The organism is Thermomonas brevis, from assembly GCF_014395425.1.
In the GTDB taxonomy this organism is placed as follows: domain Bacteria; phylum Pseudomonadota; class Gammaproteobacteria; order Xanthomonadales; family Xanthomonadaceae; genus Thermomonas; species Thermomonas brevis.
The window spans coordinates 1,122,147-1,143,819 of sequence record NZ_CP060711.1 but is presented as its reverse complement, the minus strand read 5'-3'; the positions used below and the strand labels follow the sequence as shown (position 1 = coordinate 1,143,819).

General features: G+C 64.2%; 17 protein-coding genes and 1 pseudogene. 15 read left to right on the top strand and 3 right to left on the bottom strand.

The window, feature by feature from the left end; all coding sequences use genetic code 11:
• Nucleotides 1–7: 7 nt before the first annotated feature.
• A complete protein-coding gene (locus tag H9L17_RS05360) occupies nt 8–2,485 on the bottom strand; it encodes an acyl-CoA dehydrogenase (RefSeq protein WP_187571312.1) in 2,478 nt (825 codons plus the stop codon).
• A 172-nt stretch (nt 2,486–2,657) separates the two neighbouring features.
• Here H9L17_RS05360 and H9L17_RS05355 point away from each other — a divergent pair, with 172 nt between their 5' ends.
• The 12 genes and pseudogenes from H9L17_RS05355 (at nt 2,658) to H9L17_RS05305 (ending at nt 17,317) form a co-directional block, all read left to right on the top strand.
• Nucleotides 2,658–3,233 carry a TetR/AcrR family transcriptional regulator gene (locus H9L17_RS05355; protein ID WP_187571311.1) on the top strand — a complete coding sequence of 192 codons (576 nt, stop codon included), beginning with the start codon at nt 2,658–2,660 and terminating at the stop codon, nt 3,231–3,233.
• A gap of 131 nt (nt 3,234–3,364) precedes the next feature.
• Nucleotides 3,365–5,140: a phosphoenolpyruvate carboxykinase (GTP) gene (locus H9L17_RS05350; protein WP_187571310.1), complete on the top strand. Its 1,776-nt coding sequence runs from the start codon at nt 3,365–3,367 to the stop codon at nt 5,138–5,140.
• Between the two features lie 169 nt (nt 5,141–5,309).
• Nucleotides 5,310–8,378 carry a TonB-dependent receptor gene (locus H9L17_RS05345; protein ID WP_187571309.1) on the top strand — a complete coding sequence of 1,023 codons (3,069 nt, stop codon included), beginning with the start codon at nt 5,310–5,312 and terminating at the stop codon, nt 8,376–8,378.
• A 121-nt stretch (nt 8,379–8,499) separates the two neighbouring features.
• Nucleotides 8,500–10,518 (top strand): tetratricopeptide repeat-containing sulfotransferase family protein, encoded by a 2,019-nt coding sequence (locus H9L17_RS05340; protein WP_187571308.1) that lies wholly within the window; start codon nt 8,500–8,502, stop codon nt 10,516–10,518.
• 167 nt (nt 10,519–10,685) lie between these two features.
• Nucleotides 10,686–13,787, top strand: coding sequence for a TonB-dependent receptor (locus tag H9L17_RS05335; protein WP_187571307.1), 3,102 nt, complete (start codon nt 10,686–10,688; stop codon nt 13,785–13,787).
• Between the two features lie 213 nt (nt 13,788–14,000).
• On the top strand, nt 14,001–14,192 hold the full coding sequence (locus tag H9L17_RS05330) for a transposase (protein ID WP_187571306.1): 192 nt from the start codon (nt 14,001–14,003) through the stop codon (nt 14,190–14,192).
• Nucleotides 14,193–14,315: 123 nt separating this feature from the next.
• The gene (locus H9L17_RS05325) at nt 14,316–14,465 is read left to right on the top strand and encodes a hypothetical protein (protein WP_187571305.1); all 150 of its coding nucleotides are present in this window, start codon (nt 14,316–14,318) and stop codon (nt 14,463–14,465) included.
• Nucleotides 14,466–14,483: 18 nt separating this feature from the next.
• A pseudogene (locus H9L17_RS16295) lies at nt 14,484–14,528 on the top strand (hypothetical protein); the annotation flags it as partial.
• A gap of 65 nt (nt 14,529–14,593) precedes the next feature.
• A complete protein-coding gene (locus H9L17_RS05320; protein ID WP_187571304.1) occupies nt 14,594–14,947 on the top strand; it encodes a DDE-type integrase/transposase/recombinase in 354 nt (117 codons plus the stop codon).
• A gap of 391 nt (nt 14,948–15,338) precedes the next feature.
• A complete protein-coding gene (locus H9L17_RS05315; protein ID WP_187571303.1) occupies nt 15,339–15,929 on the top strand; it encodes an RNA polymerase sigma factor in 591 nt (196 codons plus the stop codon).
• The gene (locus H9L17_RS05310; RefSeq protein ID WP_187571302.1) at nt 15,926–16,417 is read left to right on the top strand and encodes a hypothetical protein; all 492 of its coding nucleotides are present in this window, start codon (nt 15,926–15,928) and stop codon (nt 16,415–16,417) included. The genes H9L17_RS05315 and H9L17_RS05310 overlap by 4 nt, the downstream gene beginning before the upstream one ends.
• Before the next feature lie 9 nt (nt 16,418–16,426).
• Nucleotides 16,427–17,317 (top strand): DUF4097 family beta strand repeat-containing protein, encoded by an 891-nt coding sequence (locus tag H9L17_RS05305; RefSeq protein WP_187571301.1) that lies wholly within the window; start codon nt 16,427–16,429, stop codon nt 17,315–17,317.
• 97 nt (nt 17,318–17,414) lie between these two features.
• Here the strand turns inward: H9L17_RS05305 and H9L17_RS05300 are convergent, their stop codons facing one another.
• Entirely contained in the window at nt 17,415–18,257 is an 843-nt protein-coding gene (locus H9L17_RS05300) for an XOO1806 family protein (protein WP_187571861.1), read from the bottom strand.
• Nucleotides 18,258–18,428: 171 nt separating this feature from the next.
• Nucleotides 18,429–19,331 carry an Hsp33 family molecular chaperone HslO gene (gene hslO, locus H9L17_RS05295; protein ID WP_187571300.1) on the bottom strand — a complete coding sequence of 301 codons (903 nt, stop codon included), beginning with the start codon at nt 19,329–19,331 and terminating at the stop codon, nt 18,429–18,431.
• Between the two features lie 107 nt (nt 19,332–19,438).
• Here hslO and mtgA point away from each other — a divergent pair, with 107 nt between their 5' ends.
• The 3 genes from mtgA to H9L17_RS05280 are packed head-to-tail and all read left to right on the top strand — an operon-like array spanning nt 19,439 to nt 21,666.
• Nucleotides 19,439–20,194: a monofunctional biosynthetic peptidoglycan transglycosylase gene (mtgA, locus tag H9L17_RS05290; RefSeq protein ID WP_187571299.1), complete on the top strand. Its 756-nt coding sequence runs from the start codon at nt 19,439–19,441 to the stop codon at nt 20,192–20,194.
• A 31-nt stretch (nt 20,195–20,225) separates the two neighbouring features.
• Nucleotides 20,226–21,278, top strand: a complete 1,053-nt coding sequence (locus H9L17_RS05285) for a glycosyltransferase family 2 protein (protein WP_187571298.1) — start codon at nt 20,226–20,228, stop codon at nt 21,276–21,278.
• A complete protein-coding gene (locus H9L17_RS05280) occupies nt 21,238–21,666 on the top strand; it encodes a CBS domain-containing protein (RefSeq protein WP_187571297.1) in 429 nt (142 codons plus the stop codon). Before H9L17_RS05285 ends, H9L17_RS05280 begins: the two co-directional genes overlap by 41 nt.
• The last annotated feature ends 7 nt before the right edge of the window (nt 21,667–21,673 follow it).

Genomic DNA, 21,673 nt, shown 5'->3' with positions numbered 1-21,673 from the left:
GCGCGGATCAGGCCGCTTCGCGCGGATGCCGCCCGTGCTGCGGCAGGTCGTAGTAGCTGGCCGCGCGCAGTTCGTGCGGATCGAAGTCGTCCACGGTGATCGTGTCCAGCGTGATCGCGTGCAGTTCTTCCAGCTGCCGGCGCTCGTCGGCGGTGATCCAGCCTTCGCGCACGCCTTCGTCGAGCTGCGAGGCGAAGTCCAGCGCTTCGATGTCCTTGGTCTTCAGCGCCTTCAGGAACTTGCGCTCCACCGGCTCGGCCAGGATTGCTTTCGCCAGATAGCTGTTGATGCGGCCGCCGGGGTTGTGTTCGCCCGGGGTCAGGAAGGCGCCGTTGCCGAGGCGGTCGCGCGCGTCGTTCGGCGTCATCAGCAGGGTGGCGACGCGGTGGCTGAGGCGGTCGCCCGGCGCCACCGCGCGGCGGCCCCACGGGAACACCAGCGGCCACAGCAGCCAGCCCAGCGGCTTGATCGGGAAGTTGCGCAGCGCCTGCGACAGCGCCAGTTCGATTTCGTAGGCGCTGTTGTGGAAGGCCCAGGCCAGCAACGGCTTGTCGGCGTCCGGGCAGCCCTCGTCGTGATGGCGCTTCAGCACCGCGCCCATCATGTAGAGATGGCTGAGCACGTCGCCGAGGCGGCCCGACAGCGATTCCTTGAACTTCAGCCGGCCGCCCAGCGCGCCCAGCGACACGTCGGTCAGCAGCGCCAGGTTGGCGGCGTAGCGGTTGAGCTTGCGGAAGAACTTCTTCGTGTACGCATCGCCCGCCGTGGCCTGCAGGCGCGAGCCGGTCAGGCCGAACCAGAACGAGCGCACCGCGTTGGAGATCGCGCCGCCGATGTGCGGGTACAGCGCGGCGTCGAGCGCGTCGAGGCCGGCCTTCGCGTCCGGATCCTGCGCCGCCCGCATTTCCTTGAGGATGTACGGATGGCAGAGGATAGAGCCCTGCCCGAAGATCAGCAGGCTGCGGGTCATGATGTTGGCGCCTTCCACCGTGATCGCGATCGGCGCGGCCTGCCAGGCGCGTCCGGCGAAGTTGCGCGGGCCCAGAATGATTCCCTTGCCGCCGATGACATCCATGATGTCCTTGGCGACGTCGCGGCCGGCGCTGGTGCAGTGGTACTTGGCGATGGCGGACGGCACCGACGGTACGTCGCCGCGGTCGACCGCGGCGGCGGTGGCCTGCGACAGCGCGCTGATCGCGTAGGCCTTGCCGCCGATGCGGGCCAGCGCTTCCTCGACGCCCTCGAAGCGGCCCACCGACAGCCCGAACTGCTTGCGGATGCGCGCGTACGCGCCGGTCACCAGCGCGCCGGCCTTGGCGCCGCCGCTGGCGGTGGAGGGCAGGGTGATCGAGCGGCCCACCGCCAGGCATTCGTTGAGCATGTTCCAGCCCTTGCCGGCCATCTCCACGCCGCCGATCAGCTGGCTGAGCGGGATGAACACGTCCTTGCCGTGGATCGGCCCGTTCTGGAACGGCGAATTGAGCGGGAAGTGGCGGCGGCCGATGTCCACGCCGGGCGTCTCGCGCGGCAGCAGCGCCAGGGTGATGCCGATGTCGCGGGTGTCGCCGATCAGGCCGTCCGGGTCGTACATGCGGAACGCCAGGCCGATCAGCGTCGAAACCGGCGCCAGCGTGATGTAGCGCTTGTCGAAGGTCAGGCGGATGCCGAGCACGTTGGCGCCATTCCACTCGCCCTTGCAGACGATGCCGAAGTCGGGAATGGAGGTCGCGTCGGATCCGGCGAACGGGCCGGTCAGGCCGAAGCAGGGCACTTCCTGGCCGATCGCCAGGCGCGGCAGGTAGTAGTCCTTCTGCTCGCGGGTGCCGTAGTGGTTGATCAGCTCGCCCGGGCCCAGCGAGTTCGGCACGCCGACGGTGGCGCTGACCACGCTGGAGATCGAGGCGATCTTCTGGATCACCTTGTGGTGCGCCAGCGCGGAGAAGCCCAGGCCGCCGTACTGCTTCGGGATGATCATCCCGAAGAACTTGTTCTGCTTGATGAAGTCCCACAGCTCCGGCGGCAGGTCGGCGTGGACGTGGGTGATCTCCCAGTCGTTGATGCGCTTGCACAGCTCTTCCACCGGACCGTCGAGGAAGGCCTGTTCCTCGGCGCTGAGCTGCGGCTTCGGATAGGCCAGCAGCTTGTTCCAGTCGGGCTTGCCGGTGAACAGGTCGCCCTCGAAGCCGACCGAGCCGGTTTCCAGCGCGATCCGCTCGGTCTGCGACAGCGGCGGCAGCGCCTTGCGCAGGAAGCCCAGCGCCGGCGCGGTCAGCAGCGGTTTGCGGATCGCCGGCACCAGCAGCAGCGCGGCGACCAAGGCGGTCAGCGCGGCGGCGATGGCGGTGGCGACGGGATCGGCGCCCAGCAGCCAGCAGGCGACCAGCAGCGAGGCGGTGATCGCGGCCCAGACGGCGAGGCGCAGGCGGTGGTAGGCGGCGAAGGCGCCGGCGGCGAGGATGGCGAGAAACGGCAGGGCGAAGCTCATGTCGGGGCTCCCGGTGGCGCGTCGGTCTTGGGAGGCGGGCATTGCGCGCACGTGGCGCCATTGCCTACCATACGGCTGAGTATGGCATTTGCGCTGCGACTGTCAACGCGCAAAAAAGAGTGAAAACTCAGCATACTGCCACCCACCGACACCGTATGGAACGATTGCCGCGATGACCGCAACCGCACCACGCAGCGGGCGCCTGAGCGCCGACGACTGGGCCCGCGAGGCGCTCGACCAGATCGCCGAACAGGGCGTGGCCTCGGTGGCGGTGGAACCGCTGGCGCGCCGGCTGGGCGTCACCAAGGGCAGCTTCTACTGGCATTTCCCGTCGCGCGACGCGCTGCTGCAGGCCGCGTTGGAACGCTGGGAGCGCGACGAGCAGACCGCCTACGTCGCGCTGGAGTCGATCGACGACGCCACCGAGCGCCTGCGCACGCTGTTCCGCCTGATCGCCCATCACAACAAGACCCACATCATCTATTCCGAACTGCTGAAGGCCGCCGGCCACCCGGCGGTGGACGTCGTGCTGGGCCACGTGCTGGAGCGGCGCACCGGCTTCCTGTTCAAGTCGTTCCGGCAGGCCGGCCTGACCCAGAAGGACGCGCTCAACCGCGCGCGCATGACCTACGCGATGTACGTCGGCGTCCTGCAGCTGGAGCTGCCGAAGTTCCAGAACCGCCAGCCCATCGAAGGCTTCGATGGTTACATCGAACACATGATGACGACGTTGATCCCGAAGGTCTGACGCCGCCGCCACGTTCCAGCTTCACGACACGAAAGCAACAAAGAACAAAAAGAACAACAAGAACGGAAAACGCAACGAGGTTCCAGCTTCATACAACAACGATTCGCCCGCATGGGCCTGGGGAGACGCCAATGAATGCAGAAGTACCTTCCGCGGCCGGCAGCCGGCTTGCCGCATTGAACCGGTGGGTGGCCGACGTCGCCGCCCTGACCAAGCCCGACGCCATCCACTGGTGCGACGGCAGCGACGCCGAGAACGCCGCGCTGATCGCGAAGATGCAGGCCGACGGCACGCTGCTGCCGCTCAATCCGGAGACGCATCCGAACAGCTGGCTGCACCGCTCGCATCCGGACGACGTGGCCCGCGTCGAGCACCTCACCTTCGTGTGCACGCCCGAGCGCGAGGACGCCGGCCCCAACAACCACTGGATGCCGCCCGCCGAGGCGCACGCGAAGATGGACGCGCTGTTCGACGGCTGCATGCGCGGTCGGACGATGTACGTCATCCCGTATTGCATGGGGCCGATCGACTCGCCGCTGTCGCGCTGCGGCGTCGAGATCACCGACTCGCCCTACGTCGTCGCCAACATGCGGCTCATGACCCGCATGGGCGCGCCGGCGCTGGCGCGCATCGAGCGCGAGGGTTCGTTCGTGAAGGGCCTGCACTCCACCGGCGAACTCGACCCCGAGCGCCGCTTCATCGTCCACTTCCCCGAGGAGCTGACGATCAAGTCCTACGGCTCCGGCTACGGCGGCAACGCCCTGCTGGGCAAGAAGTGCCACGCCCTGCGCATCGCCTCGCACCAGGCGCGCAAGGAAGGCTGGCTGGCCGAGCACATGCTGATCCTCGGCATCGAGAACCCGCAGGGCGATACGCACTACATCGCCGCCGCGTTTCCGTCCGCCTGCGGCAAGACCAACCTCGCCATGCTGATCCCGCCGGAAGGCTACCGCCGCGACGGCTGGAAGGTGTGGACGGTGGGCGACGACATCTGCTGGATGCGCCCCGGCGCCGACGGCCGCCTGTACGCCATCAACCCGGAGGCGGGCTTCTTCGGCGTCGCGCCCGGCACGTCGGCGAAGTCCAACCCGAACGCGCTGGCGTCGATCCAGTCCAACACCATCTTCACCAACGTCGGCGTCACCGCCGACAACCAGCCGTGGTGGGAAGGCATCGACAACGGCCAGGTGCCGGTCACCGACTGGCGCGGCGAGCCCTTTGATCCGGCCAAGCGTCCGGCCGCGCATCCCAACTCTCGCTTCACCGTCAGCGCGAAGCAGTGCCCGTCGTACTCGCCGATGGCCGAAGACCCGCACGGCGTGCCGATCTCCGCCATCGTCTTCGGCGGCCGCCGCGCCTCGCTGGTGCCGCTGGTGTTCGAGGCGCGCGACTGGACCCACGGCGTGCTGGTCGGCGCGGCGATGGGCTCGGAGACGACGGCCGCCGCCACCGGCGCGGTCGGCGTCATGCGCCGCGACCCCATGGCGATGAAGCCCTTCTGCGGCTACAACTTCGCCGACTACTTCGCCCACTGGCTGTCGTTCGACACCCCGGGCGCGAAGCTGCCCAAGGTCTTCCACGTCAACTGGTTCCGCAAGGGCGACGATGGCAAGTTCCTGTGGCCCGGCTTCGGCGACAACCTGCGCGTGCTGGAGTGGATGATCGGTCGCGTGGAAGGCAAGGCGGATGCGGTGGAGACGCCGATCGGTTTGCTGCCGGGCGAAGCGGGGCTCAACCTCGAAGGTGTGGCCTTGTCCGACGAGGCGCGCGACAAGCTGTTCGGCCTTGATCGCGCAGGTTGGCAGGCCGAGTTCGCGAGCATTGGCGAGTACCTGGCCGAGTACGGCCCGCGGTTGCCGCGGGCGCTGCTGGATGAGCAAGAGCGCATTGCGAAAGCGCTGGGTTGACCGCCGGTGGGCTGCGTGGGGGCAAGATGAATGGGTGGTGAACTTGTTAAGAAGTCATTGCCTACTTATAGTCGGGATACCGGGCCGATCTGGCCGGATGCGTTCTGCATGGCCTAACGCATGGTCATGGGTGTTTTCAATCAGAAAAGAACTAAAGAAGGGGTCACACATGAAATCCAATTCCCTTGCCAAAGGGCTGAAGCGCAGTGCGCTCACCGTCGCCTTGGGCATGTGCTTCGTGGGCGGCGTGCAGGCGCAGAGCTCGGTAGGCTCGATCTTTGGCGACACGGGCGCAAGCGCTCCTGTTTCCATCGAGAACTTGGATACGGGCGCTTCCCGTCAGATCAACTCGGATGCATCCGGCCACTTCACCTTCTCGCAACTTGCTCCGGGTCGCTATCGTGTGACTTCGGGAGGTGTGACGCGCGAGGTGCAGGTCAAGGTCGGTACGGGTACCCAAGTCAGCCTTGCGTCAGTTGGTGACAGTGGCGCCACGACTCTGGATGCAGTGACGGTCGTGGGCGTTTCGGCGATCAATCCCATCGACGTCTCCTCGGTGGAGTCGTCCACCGTATTCACGCAACAGCAGATCCAGGCGCTTCCCGTGGGTCGTGACATCACCAATGTCGCCCTGCTTGCGCCGGGCACCGTCAAGGGCGATGCCGGTTTCGGCAATCTTGCGTCGTTCGGTGGCTCCTCGGTTGCGGAAAACGGTTACTACATCAACGGTTTCGACGTCACCAACATTTTCAATTTCCTGTCCTATGCCGGTTTGCCGTTTGATGCGATTGCGGAACAGCAGGTCAAGACTGGCGGTTACGGTGCTGAGTACGGTCGCTCGCTTGGCGGCGTGATCAGCCTGGTCACCAAGCGAGGCACCAACGAGTGGAAAGGCGGAGCCAGCGTTTACTGGGATCCTGAATTCCTCCGCAAGCACAGTGCCAATGTGCTCACGCGCGACACCAGCCTGTCTTCGATTGGAAAGAAGTACTACCAATACAATCACGACGACGATTCCAACAGCATCGCCTATAACATCTATGGTGGTGGTCCCATCATCAAGGACAAGCTTTTCGTATTCGGCCTGATCGAAGGTCGGAAAGACACGGATAACACCTTTGGCGAGAACACCAGCAGCCATACCTCGAATACGCAGCCACATGGCTTGGTCAAGCTGGACTGGAACATCACCGACAGTCACGTCGTTGAGTTGACTGCCATTTCAAATCGCGACAAGGTCAGAACGACTACCTACCGTAATCCCACCGGCCAGTACTACACTGGCGAGCACGGTGCCGAGGAGTTCAATTACTCCACCCTGACCGGTGGTGAAACCTACATTGGCAAGTACACCGGCTACTTCGGCGACAATTTCATTCTGTCCGCCCAAGTGGGCCAACTCAAGTCGCTGGTAGGCGATCGCGATCCTGCACTATTGGGTGCCGACATGTGTTCGCGTGCCTACGATAGCCGTGCGAACCCGGGCGATACCGTTTATATCGGTTGCTACAACGAGGCCAATCCGTTCGTTCGTGATCAAACCCGTTCGGCGGACTTCGACAAGCGCAATGCTTGGCGTATTGATGGCGAGTGGATCCTAGGCAGCCACAAGCTCCGTTTTGGCTATGACGCCGAAAAGTTCGTGTCACGCCGCGCTGGCACGTCGTATTCCGGTGATGGGTTGTATTACCGCTACTTCAAGCGTACCGACGATTTCGACACCGGCATGGGGGTAGTGATTCCCGCGGGGACGGATTACGTTCGCACATGGGACTTCCGCAATACCTCGGGTGACTTCGAGGTGCTCAATGATGCGGTCTACCTCGAGGATTCCTGGCAGGTCACCGACAACGTGCTGCTGTATCTGGGCGCACGCGGTGAAAGCTTCGAGAACAGGAACGCCGATGGCATTGCGTTCGCCAAGTCCGATACCTTGTGGGCGCCGCGGTTAGGCTTCTCGTGGGATGTCAAGGGCGATTCCAGCGTGAAGGTGTTCGGCAACGCCGGCCGTTACTACATACCGATTGCAGGCAACACCAGCGTGCGCATGGCTGGCGGCGAATCGACGGCGACCAATTACTATCTCTACAGCGGTCAGATTGATCCGGCAACCGGCTTGCCGGTAGGCGGTCTTGGTGCCCGCATCAATCCGGTGTTCAACGCGCCGAACCCGGTCGCGCCGAACCCGCATTCTGTGGCGGCAACCAATCTTAGCCCGATGTACCAAGACGAGTTCATCTTGGGCGCGCAGTTCCAGGTCAACAAAAACTGGATGGTGGGCGCGCGCGCGATCTACCGCGACGTCAAGGCGGGCATGGACGACATCTGCATGCACCAGCCTATCCAGCGATGGCTGGAGGAAAACGGCTATCCCGATGCGTGGTGGGCTGATTCCGCGTATGTGGGTGGCCCTGCGCCGACCTGTTACATGATCAATCCGGGTGAGGATGTCAGCCTGATGGTTGACCCCTATGGCGACGGCAACCTCATCGAAGCGACCGTCCCGGCATCGTACTTCAACTTGCCTGCGTTCGGCCGCAAGTACCAGGCGCTGGAGATCTTATTCGAGCGATTCAAGTCGGATAATTGGTATCTGCAGGGCTCCTACACTTACGCTAGGAGCAAGGGTACGTCCGAAGGTTACGTGAACTCGACCTTGGTGCAGACTGATGCCGGCATCACCCAGGATTTCGACTTCAAGCCCTTCACCGATGGAACGTACGGCTATCTGCCGAATGATCGCCGCCATACGCTGAAGGTGTTCGGCGTCTACGAGTTCTCCGATGAATGGAGTGCGAGCGGTAATCTTTTGATTCAGTCCGGCGGCCCGAAAAGCTGCTACGGCTTCATCCCGTTGGATGATCCCTCGATCAACGATTCCGACGTGAACACCCCGGTGTACGACTACTACGTGGCCAATCACTGGGCGGGCAACAGCTTCTACTGCAAGGACAGCAGTGGCAACCCAGTGCTCGGCCATCGCGGTGATCGCGGTCGTACCTCGTGGATCACCACGCTGGACGCAGGGATTGCCTACAAGCCGAACTGGGGCAACAAGAAGCTGACCTTCGAGGTCAAATTGTTCAACATGTTGAACGCACAGCGCGTCACCAAATACAACGAGTTCTCTGAACTTGGCAGTACGAACGTGGAGCAGTACGCGGACCCCGATTACGGCAACATTGTCAATTATCAGGCGCCGCGTTCCGGGCAGTTCACGGTACGCTACGAGTTCTGATCGGTTTCGTTTCAAGTTAGAGATTCAGAGATGAAGGCCGCCGGCTTGCCGGCGGCCTTTGTTCTTGTCGGGGATTGACGTAAATTTCGGGTGATATGACCCAGTTGACAGCAAGAAGCCAATGAACGCATCAACTCCGATGGCCGGGGTAAATGCCGCGCTCGCCAATGTCGCCAGGTTACTTGACGAGCAGCCGGCGCTCGCCGCCCGGCAAGCCCGCGAATTGCTGAAGGTGGTTCCCGGACATCCTGGGGTTGTGCTGCTGCTTGGGGTGGCTGCGAACGTGGAGCGGGATTTTGGGCACGCCTTGGCAGTGTTGGAACCACTCGTGCAGGCGCACCCCGCGATGGCGAAAGGTTGGCTCGAGCTGGCCGTTGCCAGGATCGGTCTAGGGCAGAGCGAGCTCGCGCTCGAGGCTCTAATACGGGCGGTGGCCCTGCAGCCCCATCTTCCATGTGCATGGCTCACGCTAGCGGAATTGCGTGCAGTGGACGGCGACGCTAGTGGCGCCAACGAAGCGTACCTCGAACACTTGCGGCAGAGTCCGCATGACCCAGAGTTGATGGCCGCCGCTTCGGCGCTGGACCGGAACGCGATGGCGGAGGCCGAGATACGGCTGCAGAAGCGCCTCCGGCGCCAACCGGGCGATGTCGCGGTGATGCGCATGCTTGCAGAGTTGCGCATGCGCCAGGCGCGTAACGATGAAGCGTTGCGTCTGCTTGACCAAGTCCTTGAGCGGGTGCCGGATTTCGACATCGCGCGGCAGAACCGGGCGGTTGCACTGAATCGTCTGAATCGGCACGGCGAGGCTTTGGCGGAGATCGAGTTCCTGCTCGAACGCGATCCAGACAACCAAGTTCTAAAGAACATGGCGGCAGTGATCCTTGGAAAGCTGGGCGAGTTCAACCGCGCAATTGCGACCTACGAAGCGGTGCTTTCTCGCGAACCTGGGCAGGCGGATGTCTGGATCAATTACGGCAATGCGCTGAAAACAGCGGGACGTACCGCTGATGCGGTTGCGGCTTATCGTCGATGTGTCGAGTTGAGGCCGGGATTCGGAGAGGCGTGGTGGAGTCTGTCCAACCTGAAGACGGTTCGATTCGATCATTACGATGTCGCAGAAATGCGCAAGCAGTTGGCTGGGAACGATCTGGAAGAGAGTGAGCGCTTCCACCTGGAGTTCGCACTAGGCAAGGCGCTGGAGGACGCCGGACACTACGAGGCTGCGTTTGAGCACTATCTGCGGGGCAATGCGATCCGTCGCAGTCGTGTGCAATACGACGCCAATCGGAACACGCGGCAGCGCCAGTCGGCGCAGATCGCATACACGCGTGATTTCTTTGCTTCACGCAACGGGACCGGTAGCCAGGCGGACGCTCCGATCTTCGTGGTGGGTATGCCGCGCTCAGGATCTACACTTGTCGAACAGATTCTTGCCAGCCACCCTCTGGTTGAAGGGACGATGGAGCTGCCAGCGGTCATTGCGATTGCGCAAGAGTTGGAGAGGAGGTGCGGCGATCCAGACAAGACGTACCATCATGTGCTGGCAAACTTGGATCGCGATGAGCTCGCAGCGTTGGGAGTGCGCTATCTTCAGCGCACTCGGGTGCAACGCAAGCTCGGACGTCCGTTCTTCATCGACAAGATGCCGAACAATTTTGCCCACGTGGGGTTGATCCATCTGATCCTTCCGAACGCGAAGATCGTGGATGTCCGGCGACACCCAATGGCCTGTTGCTTCTCCAACTTCAAGCAACACTTCGCACGCGGTCAGACTTTCAGCTACGACCTCGACGATCTGGGGCGCTACTACACGGACTATGTGGCACTGATGGCACACTTTGATGATGTGCTGCCAGGGCGTGTGCATCGGATCATCTATGAGGAGCTGGTAAACGACACCGAGCAGCAGGTACGCGCGTTGCTGACCTATTGCGGCCTCGAGTTTGATCCGCGCTGCCTCCGTTTCTTCGAGAACGATCGAGCTGTGCGGACGGCGAGCTCGGAACAGGTAAGGAAGCCGATCTACCGAGAGGGACTTGATCATTGGCGGCATTTCGAGCCATGGCTGTCACCGCTCGAGGAGGTGCTGAGGCCGGTGCTCGACTGCTATCAACAGGTGCCGGCTACGCTGCGATGAATGGCGGTTGCCCCTGAAACTGAATGCGCCTTATCAACGTGAATGGGGCCTGAGGGGCTTGTTAAAGAAATGTTGACTGCTCTATAGTCGGAAGGTCAGGCCGCTTCAGGCCGGGCGTCTAAGTACACCTTTAGTCACCACTTCGTCCCACATGGGGGTTACACACAATGGCTTCTAATTACATTGCCAAGAGCCTGAAGCGGAGCGCGCTCACCGTCGCTCTGGGTCTGTGCTTCGCTGGCGGCGTCAATGCGCAGAGCACCAGCGGCTCGATCTTCGGCAAAGCCGAGGCTGGCCAAACTGTCACCATCGTCAGCGAAACGGGCCTGACCCGCAACCTGACAGTGGATGCCAGCGGTACTTATAACGTCACGACGCTGCCCGCAGGCAACTACAAGGTCACGTCCGGTGGTACCACTCGTGACGTGGTCGTCAGGGTCGGTAGCGGTGCGCAGGTCGACTTCAGCGCAGCCACCACTCTGGATGCCGTTCTCGTGCAGGGCACTGCCCATCTGGACGTCGACGTCTCCCAAACCGATACACGTACCGTCTTCACCGCTGAAGATCTGAAGACTTTCGCGCTGCCCCGTGATGTCAACTCCGTTGCATTGCTGGCCCCGGGCGTCATCAATAGCACGAGCTACAACTTCGCCCAGTCCAACATCGGCAGCTTCGGTGGCTCGGCGGCTTCCGAGAATGCGTACTACATCAACGGCTACCCGGTCACCAATCCGCTGACCAATCTCGGTGCGACTACCTTGGGCTTTGACTCCATTGCACAGCAGCAGGTGCTGACTGGTGGTTATGGTGCCGAGTACGGTCGTTCCACTGGTGGCGTGGTTAGCCTCATCACCAAGAGGGGCACCAACGAATGGCATGGCGGCGTTTATGCCATTTACGCCCCGAATTCGCTGAGGTCGTCGGCGAAGGACATTTACTATCCGGATACCGGTCATTACAGCGAGGCAAACCATTATCCGTCGCAGAACGGTCAGCCGCAGTTCTACACTGACGGTAAGCTGTTCGATTACAACCGTGGCAACACACAAACTACCCTGACCTATGGTCTGTGGGCGGCTGGTCCGATTTGGAAGGATCGCCTGTTTATCTACGCCAACGCCGAGCGCACCGAGATCGATCAGGAAACGTCGCGCGTCACTGGTAACCTGCAAGGCAAGAACGCATCGGGTGGGTCGGCAATCTCGGCGACCAACCTCGTGCAGGCGTGGGGCGTGAACACCTTCACCTATCCGCGCTGGACCGTGAAGACCGATTGGAACATCACCGACGATCACATCCTGGAGTTGACCGCTGTCCAGGACAACGCCACAACCGATTACGAGTACTACGGTTTCAACTACGACACCATGACTCGTGACAATGTGAGTTACAACGGTCCCCACCAGACCAAGGATAATTCGCGTCTCTACATCGGCAAGTACACGGGTTACCTGACGGACAATCTGACCATCTCCGCTCAGTACGGCGAGCAGAAGGTGGATCATGTTCCGGATGCACTGACCGGCTATGACCCGAGCAAGACGTACATCAGCGCGCTCAGTGCCACCACGGTGCCGGCTCAGTACGCTTCCATCACGAATCCGCAGCCGTACCTGACCATCACCGACCCGAGCACGGATAAGACCAAGGGTTATCGTTTCGACGTCAACTATCTGCTTGGTAACCACGAAATCCGCGTGGGTCTTGACCACTTCGAAGCCACGTCCTACATCGGCGACCGCTATACCGGTCCGGGCTACATCTGGGTTTATGGCAAGATGGACACGCCGACGGAAGCCATCAGTGCCAGCGACGGCGTGGGCAGTCCGGCGAGTGGCGGTGGTTTGGGGTCGCAGGGTTACTATGTCTCGAAGCGTTATTCGTCGCATGGCGGCTCGGTGTCCACTGAACAGCAGGCTTGGTTCATCGAAGACCGTTGGCAGGTGACCGATAATTTGCTGCTGTCGCTCGGCCTGCGTAACGACAGCTTCACCAACTACAACGGCGATGGTCTGGCCTACGTTGAGCAGAAGAACAACTGGGCCCCGCGGCTGGGCTTCAGTTGGGATGTGAACGGCGATTCCTCATTCAAGGTGTTCGGTAATGTGGGCCGTTACCATTTGGCCCTGCCCAACAACGTGGCCATTCGTGGCGCCAACGCGTCGTTGAGCACCCAGCAGTACTTCACCTACACCGGAATCGCGGCCGATGGCACTCCGACCGGGACGAATGCGATTCCGTTGATCCACCAGGATCGCCTGTGCCCCAACGGTGGCATTTCGACCAACTTGGAATGCGGTACCGCGCCGGACCCGGCTACCGTTGCCATCAAGGACCTGAAGGCGCACTACCAGGATGAATTCATCCTTGGCATGCAGCGTGTTGAAAATGAGATGTTCTCCTGGGGCGCGAAGATGACCTATCGCGACCTCAAGAGCGCGATCGACGATACCTGCCCGAGCGAATGCCGCATCTTCAACCCGGGTGAAGCAGCAACCTTCCTGATCCCGAACGGTGACGGTACCTACACCGAGCAAAGCTACACGGTTGAAGAATTGGGCTTCCCGAAGCTGAAGCGCAAGTACTGGGCTCTGGATCTGTATGGGCAGTACGTCAACGACGGGTTGTTCGCCAAGGTGGAATACACCCTGTCCAAGAACTGGGGTAACGCCGAAGGTCAGTTGAACTCCTCGCTGGACACCGGTACCGGTGGACAGGCTGACGTGTCCGTGACTTCCGATTGGGACTTGCCTGAACTGCTGGAAGGTGCCAACGGTCTGCTGCCGAATCACCGCAAGCACCAAGTCAAGGCGTTTGGTTCGGTGAAGCTGAGCGATCAATTCCGTGTGGGCGGCTCGGTGATCATCCAGAGCGGACGTCCGAAGGACTGCAAGAGCTACTACCCGTATGCGAAGCCCGGTCTGTACAACAACGGCTTCTATTACTTCTATTGCGGTGTGCCGGGTGCCCAGACTGCGGTGAACAATCCGAACGTCGTTCCGAATGATGGGTACGTGTTCTCTCCGCGTGGTAGCGCCGGTGAGACTCCGTGGGTCGCCACCTTCAACATGAACTTCACCTACACCCCTAGCTGGCTCGAAGGTTTGACGGCTTCGGTGGACGTGCTCAACCTGTTCAACACGCAAACGGCTACCGCGTACAACCCGCGTTCGGCCAACTCGCGCAGCACGGTTGATCCGACCTTCAACAAGGTGTCGTATTACACCAGTCCGCGTAGTGTGCGCTTCACTGTTCGGTACGATTTCTAATCGCTAAGTGTCAATTGCAAAAATCAGCCGGCCCCAGCAATGGGGCCGGCTTTTTTGTTCTTCGCCCATATGAGTGGAGAAAGGCGCACAACCGGTCTGGCAGACTTGCTGGTGTTGAAGCAACAAGCTCGGGCCGGTCGTAGCCGAGCAGGATTTATGGATTGGCCCGTCTGCCGCAGACACCTGAGAATGGGGGCAAGCGCGGAGGCGTGGATGGCGATGCAGCGGGTCATCGTGGAACTCAAGCGTGAGGCGGTTAGGTTGCCGGAACATGGCGACAAGCCGGTCACGCAGTTGGCGCTCAAACTTGGCGTGCCGCGCAACCGGCTCTATAAGTGGAGAGAAACTCTGCGCGCGCAAGGCGATCATGCGTTCCTTGGCTATGGTCGTCGTTCACTCGAATAACTCGAACTCACGCACCTGCACCGCGGGCTGGCTCGGGTGTAGGAAGAGAACGCGATCCTAAAAAAGCCACGGTGCGCTTCGCCAGCGCGTCCAAGCGCGATACGCCTGGATTGAGGGTGGCGAGTGAACCATTGGCTCGTCGGCCTGTGTCGGACATTGCGCTTCTCGACCGACGGCTACCACGCAAGGAAAGCGTGTGCTTCGAGCGCCCGCACCATCGCCGAGGTCGCCTTCGCCGCCATGATCGCAGCCACGCATCGCGAGTTCCGCTAGCGCTACGGCAGCCGTCGCTTGTGGTGTACGTTGCGTAACGATGGCGTCGAGTGTGGTTGCCATCGCATGGATCGGTTGCGTCGCGAGTACGGCCTTTGGACACGCCGTCGCCGCCGATTCCTGCGCGCATGCGCCGCCTCGCAGCGTATGCCTGCCGCAGCGCGGTTATGCACATGGTCATTCGCCAGCGATGCACCAGACCGGCTGTGGGTTGGCGACATCACCGTGCTGCCTACGCGTCAGGGCCGCTGTACATCGCCGCGCTCGTCGATGCCTGTAGCCGTCGCGTCGTCGGCTGGGCGATGGACGATCAACTAGACCTGACCGAGCGGGTGCTCGACATGCTGCTTCAGCCCCCGTCCGAAGCAGGCCTGGTCCTTCACCACGGCCGCGGCAGCCAGTACCCCGGCGCGCGTTACCGGGCGAAAGCGGAGGCAGCGAAAATCCAGCTCGGCATAAATCGGCCGGGCGTACCAGGCTGATTATTGCTGAGTGCGCGATTCAGAAGACCTCGCTATGCCTCGTCGTGGTCGACGCGCGGAACGCAAGCGGATGCTGGCTGGGCCTTTCCCGCGCTGATATACGTTCTTTCTTCGAGCTGCTCGGCCCGAGCGTTGTGTCCGAGTGCAAGCCATGGCGACGGTGTGAATACCGCCTATGGCTTGGAGGCCCGCAATGCCCGAACGTCAACTGGTCTATGGCCTGTTCCGCGTAATCGCTAGTAGGGTTGGGGGTGAGCCAGGATGGCCTAAGGATTCCGCAATGGCGCCTACTTCTTCCTCAAGGTCCTCGCTGCTTTTCCGGAGTTAGACGAAGAAAGCCTTCTTTTGGGCCCACTTAAACCCTTTGCCGCCGCAAGGCATCAGGATCAACATGCTGATGCAGATCATGCCGATGCCACAGAGCCACGCCACCGCCACCGCCGACGCTGCGGATGAAGATGCGACCCTGGCTCGGTGTGCAGCCACCGCCGATGTTGCGGCCTTCGAGCAGCTTTATCGCCGCCATCACCGCCGCGTGCATGGCGTGATCGTGCGGCTGGTGGGCCAAGCGAGTGGGCGTGCGGAAGACTTGACTCAGGAAGCATTCGTTCGTGCTTGGCAGGCATTGCCCAGTTTCCGTTTCGAGAGCGCGGTCTCGACTTGGTTGCATCGGCTCGCGGTGAACACAGCGCTGATGGAGCTGCGCGCGCGGCGCAGCCGGCCGTGGCAGGAAGACGATGGCGATGCGCTGGAGTCGGTGGCCACGCCGGACACCGCCGGTCGGGCGGTGCTTGGCCGCGATCTTGAGCGTGCGGTTGCCAGCCTGCCGCCGCGGGCGCGCGCTGTGCTGGTGTTGCACGACGTGGAAGGTTGGAAACACGAGGAAATTGCCGGGGAACTCGGTATGGCGGTAGGCAGTTCCAAGGCACAGTTGCATCGCGCGCGCGGGTTGCTGCGCGCGCGGATCGGAGAGATGGCATGAACGGGAAACACGAGATCGGCGAAGCCGAACTGCGGATGGCGTTGCATGCGCTTCGCCGCGACATCGAGCCGGAACACGACCTGTGGCCGGGCATCGCGGCGCGCCTGCCGCTGCAGCGACAGGCGCCGCGACCGCGCCGCGTCTGGCCGGTGGCGTTGGCGGCGTCGATGCTGCTGGCGCTGGGATTGGCGTGGCAGGGCAGCGGCCCGCAAGACGTGCGTCCGGTGGCGGTGGGCGAGCAGGTGGCGGCCAAGCCTTTGCCGAAGGAGGCCGAAGCCATGTCCACCCATTACCAGGCCGCGTTGCGCGAGCTGGACGTGCGCGCCGCGCCTGCCAGCTGGCAGCCGGGTCTGGAAGCGCTGGATCGCAGCGCCGATCAGATCCTGGCGGCCCTGCGCCAGAGTCCCGAGTCGGCGCAACTGCTGGAGCAGTTGCGCCAGATCTACACACGCCGGCTCGCCCTGTCGCGCCGCGCGATTTTTGCCTGAGGAAACGCTATGCAAATTTTTGCCAAATTGCTGTTGACGACGCTGGCCGGAGCCGTCGCGCTCCCCGCCCTCGCGGGTACTCCGATCAACCAGACGAAGCCGTTGGACGCGCGCGGGCGGGTGGAGATCGACAACGTGAAGGGCCGCGTCGAAGTGGTCGCCTGGGATCGGCCGGAGGTGAAGCTGGCCGGCACGCTGGGCGACGGCGTGGAGAAGCTGTCGGTGGAAGGCGACGGCCGTGTGCTGCGGATCAAGGTCCAGTATCCCGCGCGTAGCCGCAACGTCGAGCCGAGCAATCTCGTAGTGCAGATGCCGATCCTGGCCGATCTGGAAGTGGAAACCGTCTCGGCCGACATCAGCGTGACCGGCATGGCGTCGCGCGAGCTGGAACTGGAGTCGGTCAGCGGCGACATCGTCGCCAACGGCGCGCCGCGGCGTGGCAACGTCAGTTCGGTGAGCGGCGACATCCGGCTGGCGATGAACAGCCCCAGCCTGAGGGTGGAAACCGTCAGCGGCCAGTTGATCGCGCAGGGCCGTTTGAACGGTGAAGTTGCGCTGGAAAGCGTGTCCGGCGACTTGCGCCTGAATACCCTGGGCGAGCGCGTGCGCAAGCTGTCGGCCAATACCGTGTCAGGCGACATGGACGTGAACCTGGGCCTTGCGGAGGACGGCGAAATCCGGATGGAAAGCGTCAGCGGCGACCTGATGCTGCGCCTGCCTGCCGACCTGTCGGCGCAAGTGTCCGGCGAGAGCTTCAGCGGCGATCTCGCCGCGCCGGGCGCGAAGATCAGGAAGGAAGAATTCGGCCCCGGTTCCAGCTTCCGTACGCGCTACGGCAGCGGCAAGGGCGACGTCCGCATCCAGACCTTCTCGGGCGATGCGCGCCTGATTATGCCCTGAAGCCTTCGCCTGTCGGCGAAGGCCGCAAACAGGAAGGCCGCATCCCGGGGTGCGGCCTTCTTCGTATCCGGAGCCGGCGGACGGCTCGCGGAAGGAGTTAAAGGTCCTGCTGGTAGCGCACGTAGGGCACGGTGCCCTCGTCGCCCTGGTCGCCCTTCACCGAGAACGGATTCTTGCCGCGCGTGACCACGTTATCCGCGCCGACGCTGAGCTGACCGTTCCAAGGCGTGCGCCAGGTCAGGCCGAGGCCCAGGCCCTTCCAGACTTCGCTTTCGCCCGGCACGTTGACCACCCGGCCGACCACGTTGGCACCGAAGGCGCCGTAGCCGCCGCCGACGCTCAGGCTGCGGGTGTTCCACTGGTCGGCCAACCGCGGCACGTCGGCCGCCGGCACCAGCCGCGCGCGGGCGAGGGTGCCGCCGACGCTGACGAAGCCTTCGCGGCTGATCGACTTTTCGGCGAACAGGGAGAAGTCGTTCTGGCTATAGCGCGCGCCGCCCAGCTGGCCGGGAGAGAGCCAGGCCGGCAGGGTGTCGCGGCCGTTGCCGAAGCTCATGCCCAGCTTGCTGCCGTTGCGGCCCAGGCTGACGCCGGCGCTGGTATGGCGGCTGATGCCGCTGCCGGGCTTGTCGTCTCCCAGCGAAGCCAGCACGCAGTTGCTGGCAAGCTGGCCGATGGCCGGCGCCATGCCGCTGCGGCGGTCGCACAGCAGCGCCAGCGAGTCGCCGGATTGCAGGCCGTAGGTGGCTTCGAGGGTGGTGTTGCCGAAGCGCCAGCGCGCACCGGCGCCGGTCGCGCCATCGGTGGCCGGTTCCAGCAGCAGCACGGCTTCGAGCTTGCCGCTGTCCTTGTTCAGGACCGGCACTACCTTGGAATCGCCGCGCTGCGCCTTCTTCGCCTGCGCGTGCGCGCCGCCGCTGGCGAAGGCCAGAGCGAACACGGCAGCGGCGAGTGGCAGCAGGCGCAGATTCATGCGAGGCGATTGACCGGCCCGGATGGACGAAGTTCCCGCTTCGGGGGCCGAATACGGGACTGGAAGCCTAGCGGGTTTATGTTTCTTTAACAATAGCGCCGCAAAGGCTTCACGCGGCTCGTGTTTGGCGGCGCCCCGTCATTGCAGGCCGGGCGCCGCCGGCTGCGCGCCGGCCTCGCGGGCGAACAGGGCGGCGATCTCCCCGGCGTCGAAGCCGTAGCCCTGCCCGCAGAACTCGCACAGGATCGAGGCCGTCCCGTCGCCGGCCGCCACGGCCGCGTCCGCTTCCTCGCGGCCCAGCGACACCAGCACGCCCTCCACCCGTTCGCGCGAGCAGGAGCAGGCGAAGCGCAGCGGCTTCTCCCCGACCAGCTGCGGGGTTTCCTCGTGGAACAGGCGGTGGACGATGTCGGCCGGCGGCAGCGCCAGCAGTTCCTCGCCGCCCAGCGTGTCGAACAGCGCGCTGGCGCGGCGGAAGCCGTCCTCGTCGCCTTCCTCGCCCGGCAGTTTCTGCAGCAGCAGGCCGGCGGCACGCTGGCCGTCGCAGGCCAGCAGCAGGCGGGTGGGTAGCTGTTCGGATTGGCGGAAATAGTCCTCGAAGGCCTCGTCCAAGCGCGCGGCCTGCAGCGCCACCAGGCCCTGGTAGCGCATCGGCTCGTCGCCGCGCAGGGACGGGTTCTCGATGGTGATGGCGAGCAGCGCGTCCTCGCCCAGCGCGCGCAGGTCGCGCGAGGGCGGCGCAGCGGCGGCCTCGTTCAGGCGAACGATGCCGCGCAGGGTGCCGGCGGCGGTGCATTCGGCGAACAGGGTACCGATGGCGCCGCTGCTGCGCAGTTGCACCGACAGCCGGCCGTCGACCTTGGCGTGGCCGGTGAACAGCGCGGCGGCGGCGGCGGCCTCGCCCAGCAGTTCGGCGGCGGCGGGCGGATAGTCGGCGCGCTCAGCGATGCTGCGCCAGGCCTCGTCCAGATGGACGGCGACGCCGCGGACGCCGGCGGCGGGAAGCAGGAAGCGCAGCTGCGTGTCGCTGGTTCGGGTCATGTCGATACCGTGGAGTGGCCCGCGCGCGGATAATGCGCGGGCGCAAAGGGGGAAAGGATGATGAGTGTAAATGGGGCGCGCGGGCGCCGATCGCAAGGTGCTGGCGCATGAACGGCGCGGCCCGGAAGCGCCGCCTGCGCGGCTGGTGGTGGAAGCTGCCGCTGCTGTTCGCCGTCTTCAGCGTGCTGCAGGTGCTGGCGCTGCGCTTCGTCGATCCGCCGTTTTCCGCGTTCATGGCGGCGCGCTGGGTGGATGCGGCGCTGGCCGGCCATCCCGGTTTCCGCATCGCCCACGACTGGCGCGACCTGCGGGCGATGTCGCCGAACCTGCCGCTGGCGCTGGTGGCGGCGGAGGACCAGAACTTCGCCCGCCACCACGGCTTCGACTTCGACGCCATCGAGAAGGCGCAGGCGCACAACGAGAAGATGCGCGCGCGCGCCGAGAAGCGCGGCACGCCGGTGAAGCGCATCCGCGGAGCCAGCACCATCAGCCAGCAGACCGCCAAGAACCTGTTCCTGTGGCAGGGCGTCGGGCCGACGCGCTGGCTGCGCAAGGGGCTGGAGGTCTGGTACACCGCGCTGATCGAGGCGCTGTGGCCGAAGCGGCGGATCCTGGAGATGTACGCGAACTTCGCCGAGTTCGGCGACGGCATCTACGGCGCGCAGGCGGCGTCGCGCAGCTTTTTCGGCAAGGACGCTTCGAGGCTGTCCGCGTCCGAGGCGGCGCGGCTGGCGGCGGTGCTGCCCAGCCCGAAGCGCTACAGCGCGGCGCGGCCGGGGCCGTACGTGCAGCGCCGCGCGGCGGCGATCCAGCGGCAGATGGCCGGGATCGGCGGCACCGGCTATCTGCGCGCGCTCGACTGAGCGTCACCGCCGCACTGGCATACTTTCCCGCATGTCCGAGATCGCACCCGCCGACCGCTGCCTGACCCTGGTGATCGCCGCCTTCAACGAGGCGGAGGCGCTGCCGCGCATGCAGCCGCGCGTCCGCGCGGCGCTGGATATGGCCGAAGCGGAAGGGCTGGAGGCGCGCGTGCTGTACATCGACGACGGGAGCCGCGACGGCACCTGGGAGCTGCTGCGGCGCTTCGCGCAGGAGGATGCGCGGGTGGCGCTGCTGCGGCTGTCGCGCAATTTCGGCAAGGAGGCGGCGCTGACCGCCGGGCTGGACCGGGTCGAGCGCGGCGCGGCGTTGATCCTCGACGCCGACGGGCAGGACCCGCCGGAGCTGCTGCCGAAGTTCGTGGCGAAATGGCGCGAAGGCTACGACGACGTGTTCGGCACCCGCGTCGCCCGCGAGGGCGAGGGCGTGTTCAAGCGCGCCAGCGCGCATGCGTTCTACCGCGTCATCGGCGCGCTGTCGAAGACGCCGGTGCCGCGCGACACCGGCGACTTCCGGCTGCTGTCGCCGCGCGCGCTGGCGGCGCTGCGCCAGCTGCGCGAGCGGCACCGCTTCATGAAGGGCCTGTTCGGCTGGATCGGCTTCAACGCGGTGTCGATCCCCTACCAGCGCGACGCGCGCGCGGCCGGGCGCAGCAAGTTCAACGCGTGGAAGCTGTGGAACTTCGCGCTGGAGGGCATCACCGGCTTCTCCACCGTGCCGCTGCGGATGGCGACCTACGCGGGGCTGGCGACGTCGCTGCTCGCGTTCGGCTACGGCGGCTGGGTGATCGCGAAGGCGCTGCTGTGGGGCGACCGGGTGGCGGGCTGGCCGTCGATGATGGCGGTGATCCTGTTCCTGGGCGGCGTGCAGCTGATGGCGCTGGGCATGATCGGCGAATACCTGGGCCGGCTGTACGAGGAATCCAAGCAGCGCCCGCTGTACCTGATCGACGACTGGCGGCCGGCAATCGGAGTATCCTCGGCCCGGCGTCCCGAGCTTCTTCCCGAACCGCAAGGAGTCCGCCATGCGCACGGTGCGGCAACTGCTGGAGGCGAAACCGGCTGAGATCATCGCGATCGGGCCGGATGCGCCGGTGATCGACGCCATCCGTCTGATGGCCGAACGCGGCATCGGCGCGGTGCTGGTGATGGACGGGCCGACGCTGGCCGGCATCCTCTCGGAGCGCGACTACGCCCGCAAGGTGGTGTTGCAGGGGCGTTCGTCGAAGGACACGCCGGTGCGCGACATCATGACGCGCGAGGTGGTGACGGTGGCGCCGGGCGACAGCATCGGGCACTGCATGCAGCTGGTCACCGACCGCCGCATCCGCCATCTGCCGGTCGTGGACGGCGACGGCGTGGCCGGGGTGCTGTCGATCGGCGACCTGGTCAAGGCGGTGATCGAGATGCAGCGGCAGGACATCGACCAGCTGCAGCGCTACATCGCCGGCTGAAGAGATC

Coding starts and splice junctions, on each gene's coding strand:
- H9L17_RS05335 (WP_187571307.1), top strand. CDS start 10,686: ATGGCTTCTAATTACATTGCCAAGAGCCTGAAGCGGAGCGCGCTCACC.
- H9L17_RS05355 (WP_187571311.1), top strand. CDS start 2,658: ATGACCGCAACCGCACCACGCAGCGGGCGCCTGAGCGCCGACGACTGG.
- hslO (WP_187571300.1), bottom strand. CDS start 19,331: ATGACCCGAACCAGCGACACGCAGCTGCGCTTCCTGCTTCCCGCCGCC.
- H9L17_RS05310 (WP_187571302.1), top strand. CDS start 15,926: ATGAACGGGAAACACGAGATCGGCGAAGCCGAACTGCGGATGGCGTTG.
- mtgA (WP_187571299.1), top strand. CDS start 19,439: ATGAACGGCGCGGCCCGGAAGCGCCGCCTGCGCGGCTGGTGGTGGAAG.
- H9L17_RS05285 (WP_187571298.1), top strand. CDS start 20,226: ATGTCCGAGATCGCACCCGCCGACCGCTGCCTGACCCTGGTGATCGCC.
- H9L17_RS05320 (WP_187571304.1), top strand. CDS start 14,594: ATGCGCCGCCTCGCAGCGTATGCCTGCCGCAGCGCGGTTATGCACATG.
- H9L17_RS05345 (WP_187571309.1), top strand. CDS start 5,310: ATGAAATCCAATTCCCTTGCCAAAGGGCTGAAGCGCAGTGCGCTCACC.
- H9L17_RS05305 (WP_187571301.1), top strand. CDS start 16,427: ATGCAAATTTTTGCCAAATTGCTGTTGACGACGCTGGCCGGAGCCGTC.
- H9L17_RS05360 (WP_187571312.1), bottom strand. CDS start 2,485: ATGAGCTTCGCCCTGCCGTTTCTCGCCATCCTCGCCGCCGGCGCCTTC.
- H9L17_RS05280 (WP_187571297.1), top strand. CDS start 21,238: ATGCGCACGGTGCGGCAACTGCTGGAGGCGAAACCGGCTGAGATCATC.
- H9L17_RS05330 (WP_187571306.1), top strand. CDS start 14,001: ATGGCGATGCAGCGGGTCATCGTGGAACTCAAGCGTGAGGCGGTTAGG.
- H9L17_RS05340 (WP_187571308.1), top strand. CDS start 8,500: ATGAACGCATCAACTCCGATGGCCGGGGTAAATGCCGCGCTCGCCAAT.
- H9L17_RS05350 (WP_187571310.1), top strand. CDS start 3,365: ATGAATGCAGAAGTACCTTCCGCGGCCGGCAGCCGGCTTGCCGCATTG.
- H9L17_RS05315 (WP_187571303.1), top strand. CDS start 15,339: ATGCTGATGCAGATCATGCCGATGCCACAGAGCCACGCCACCGCCACC.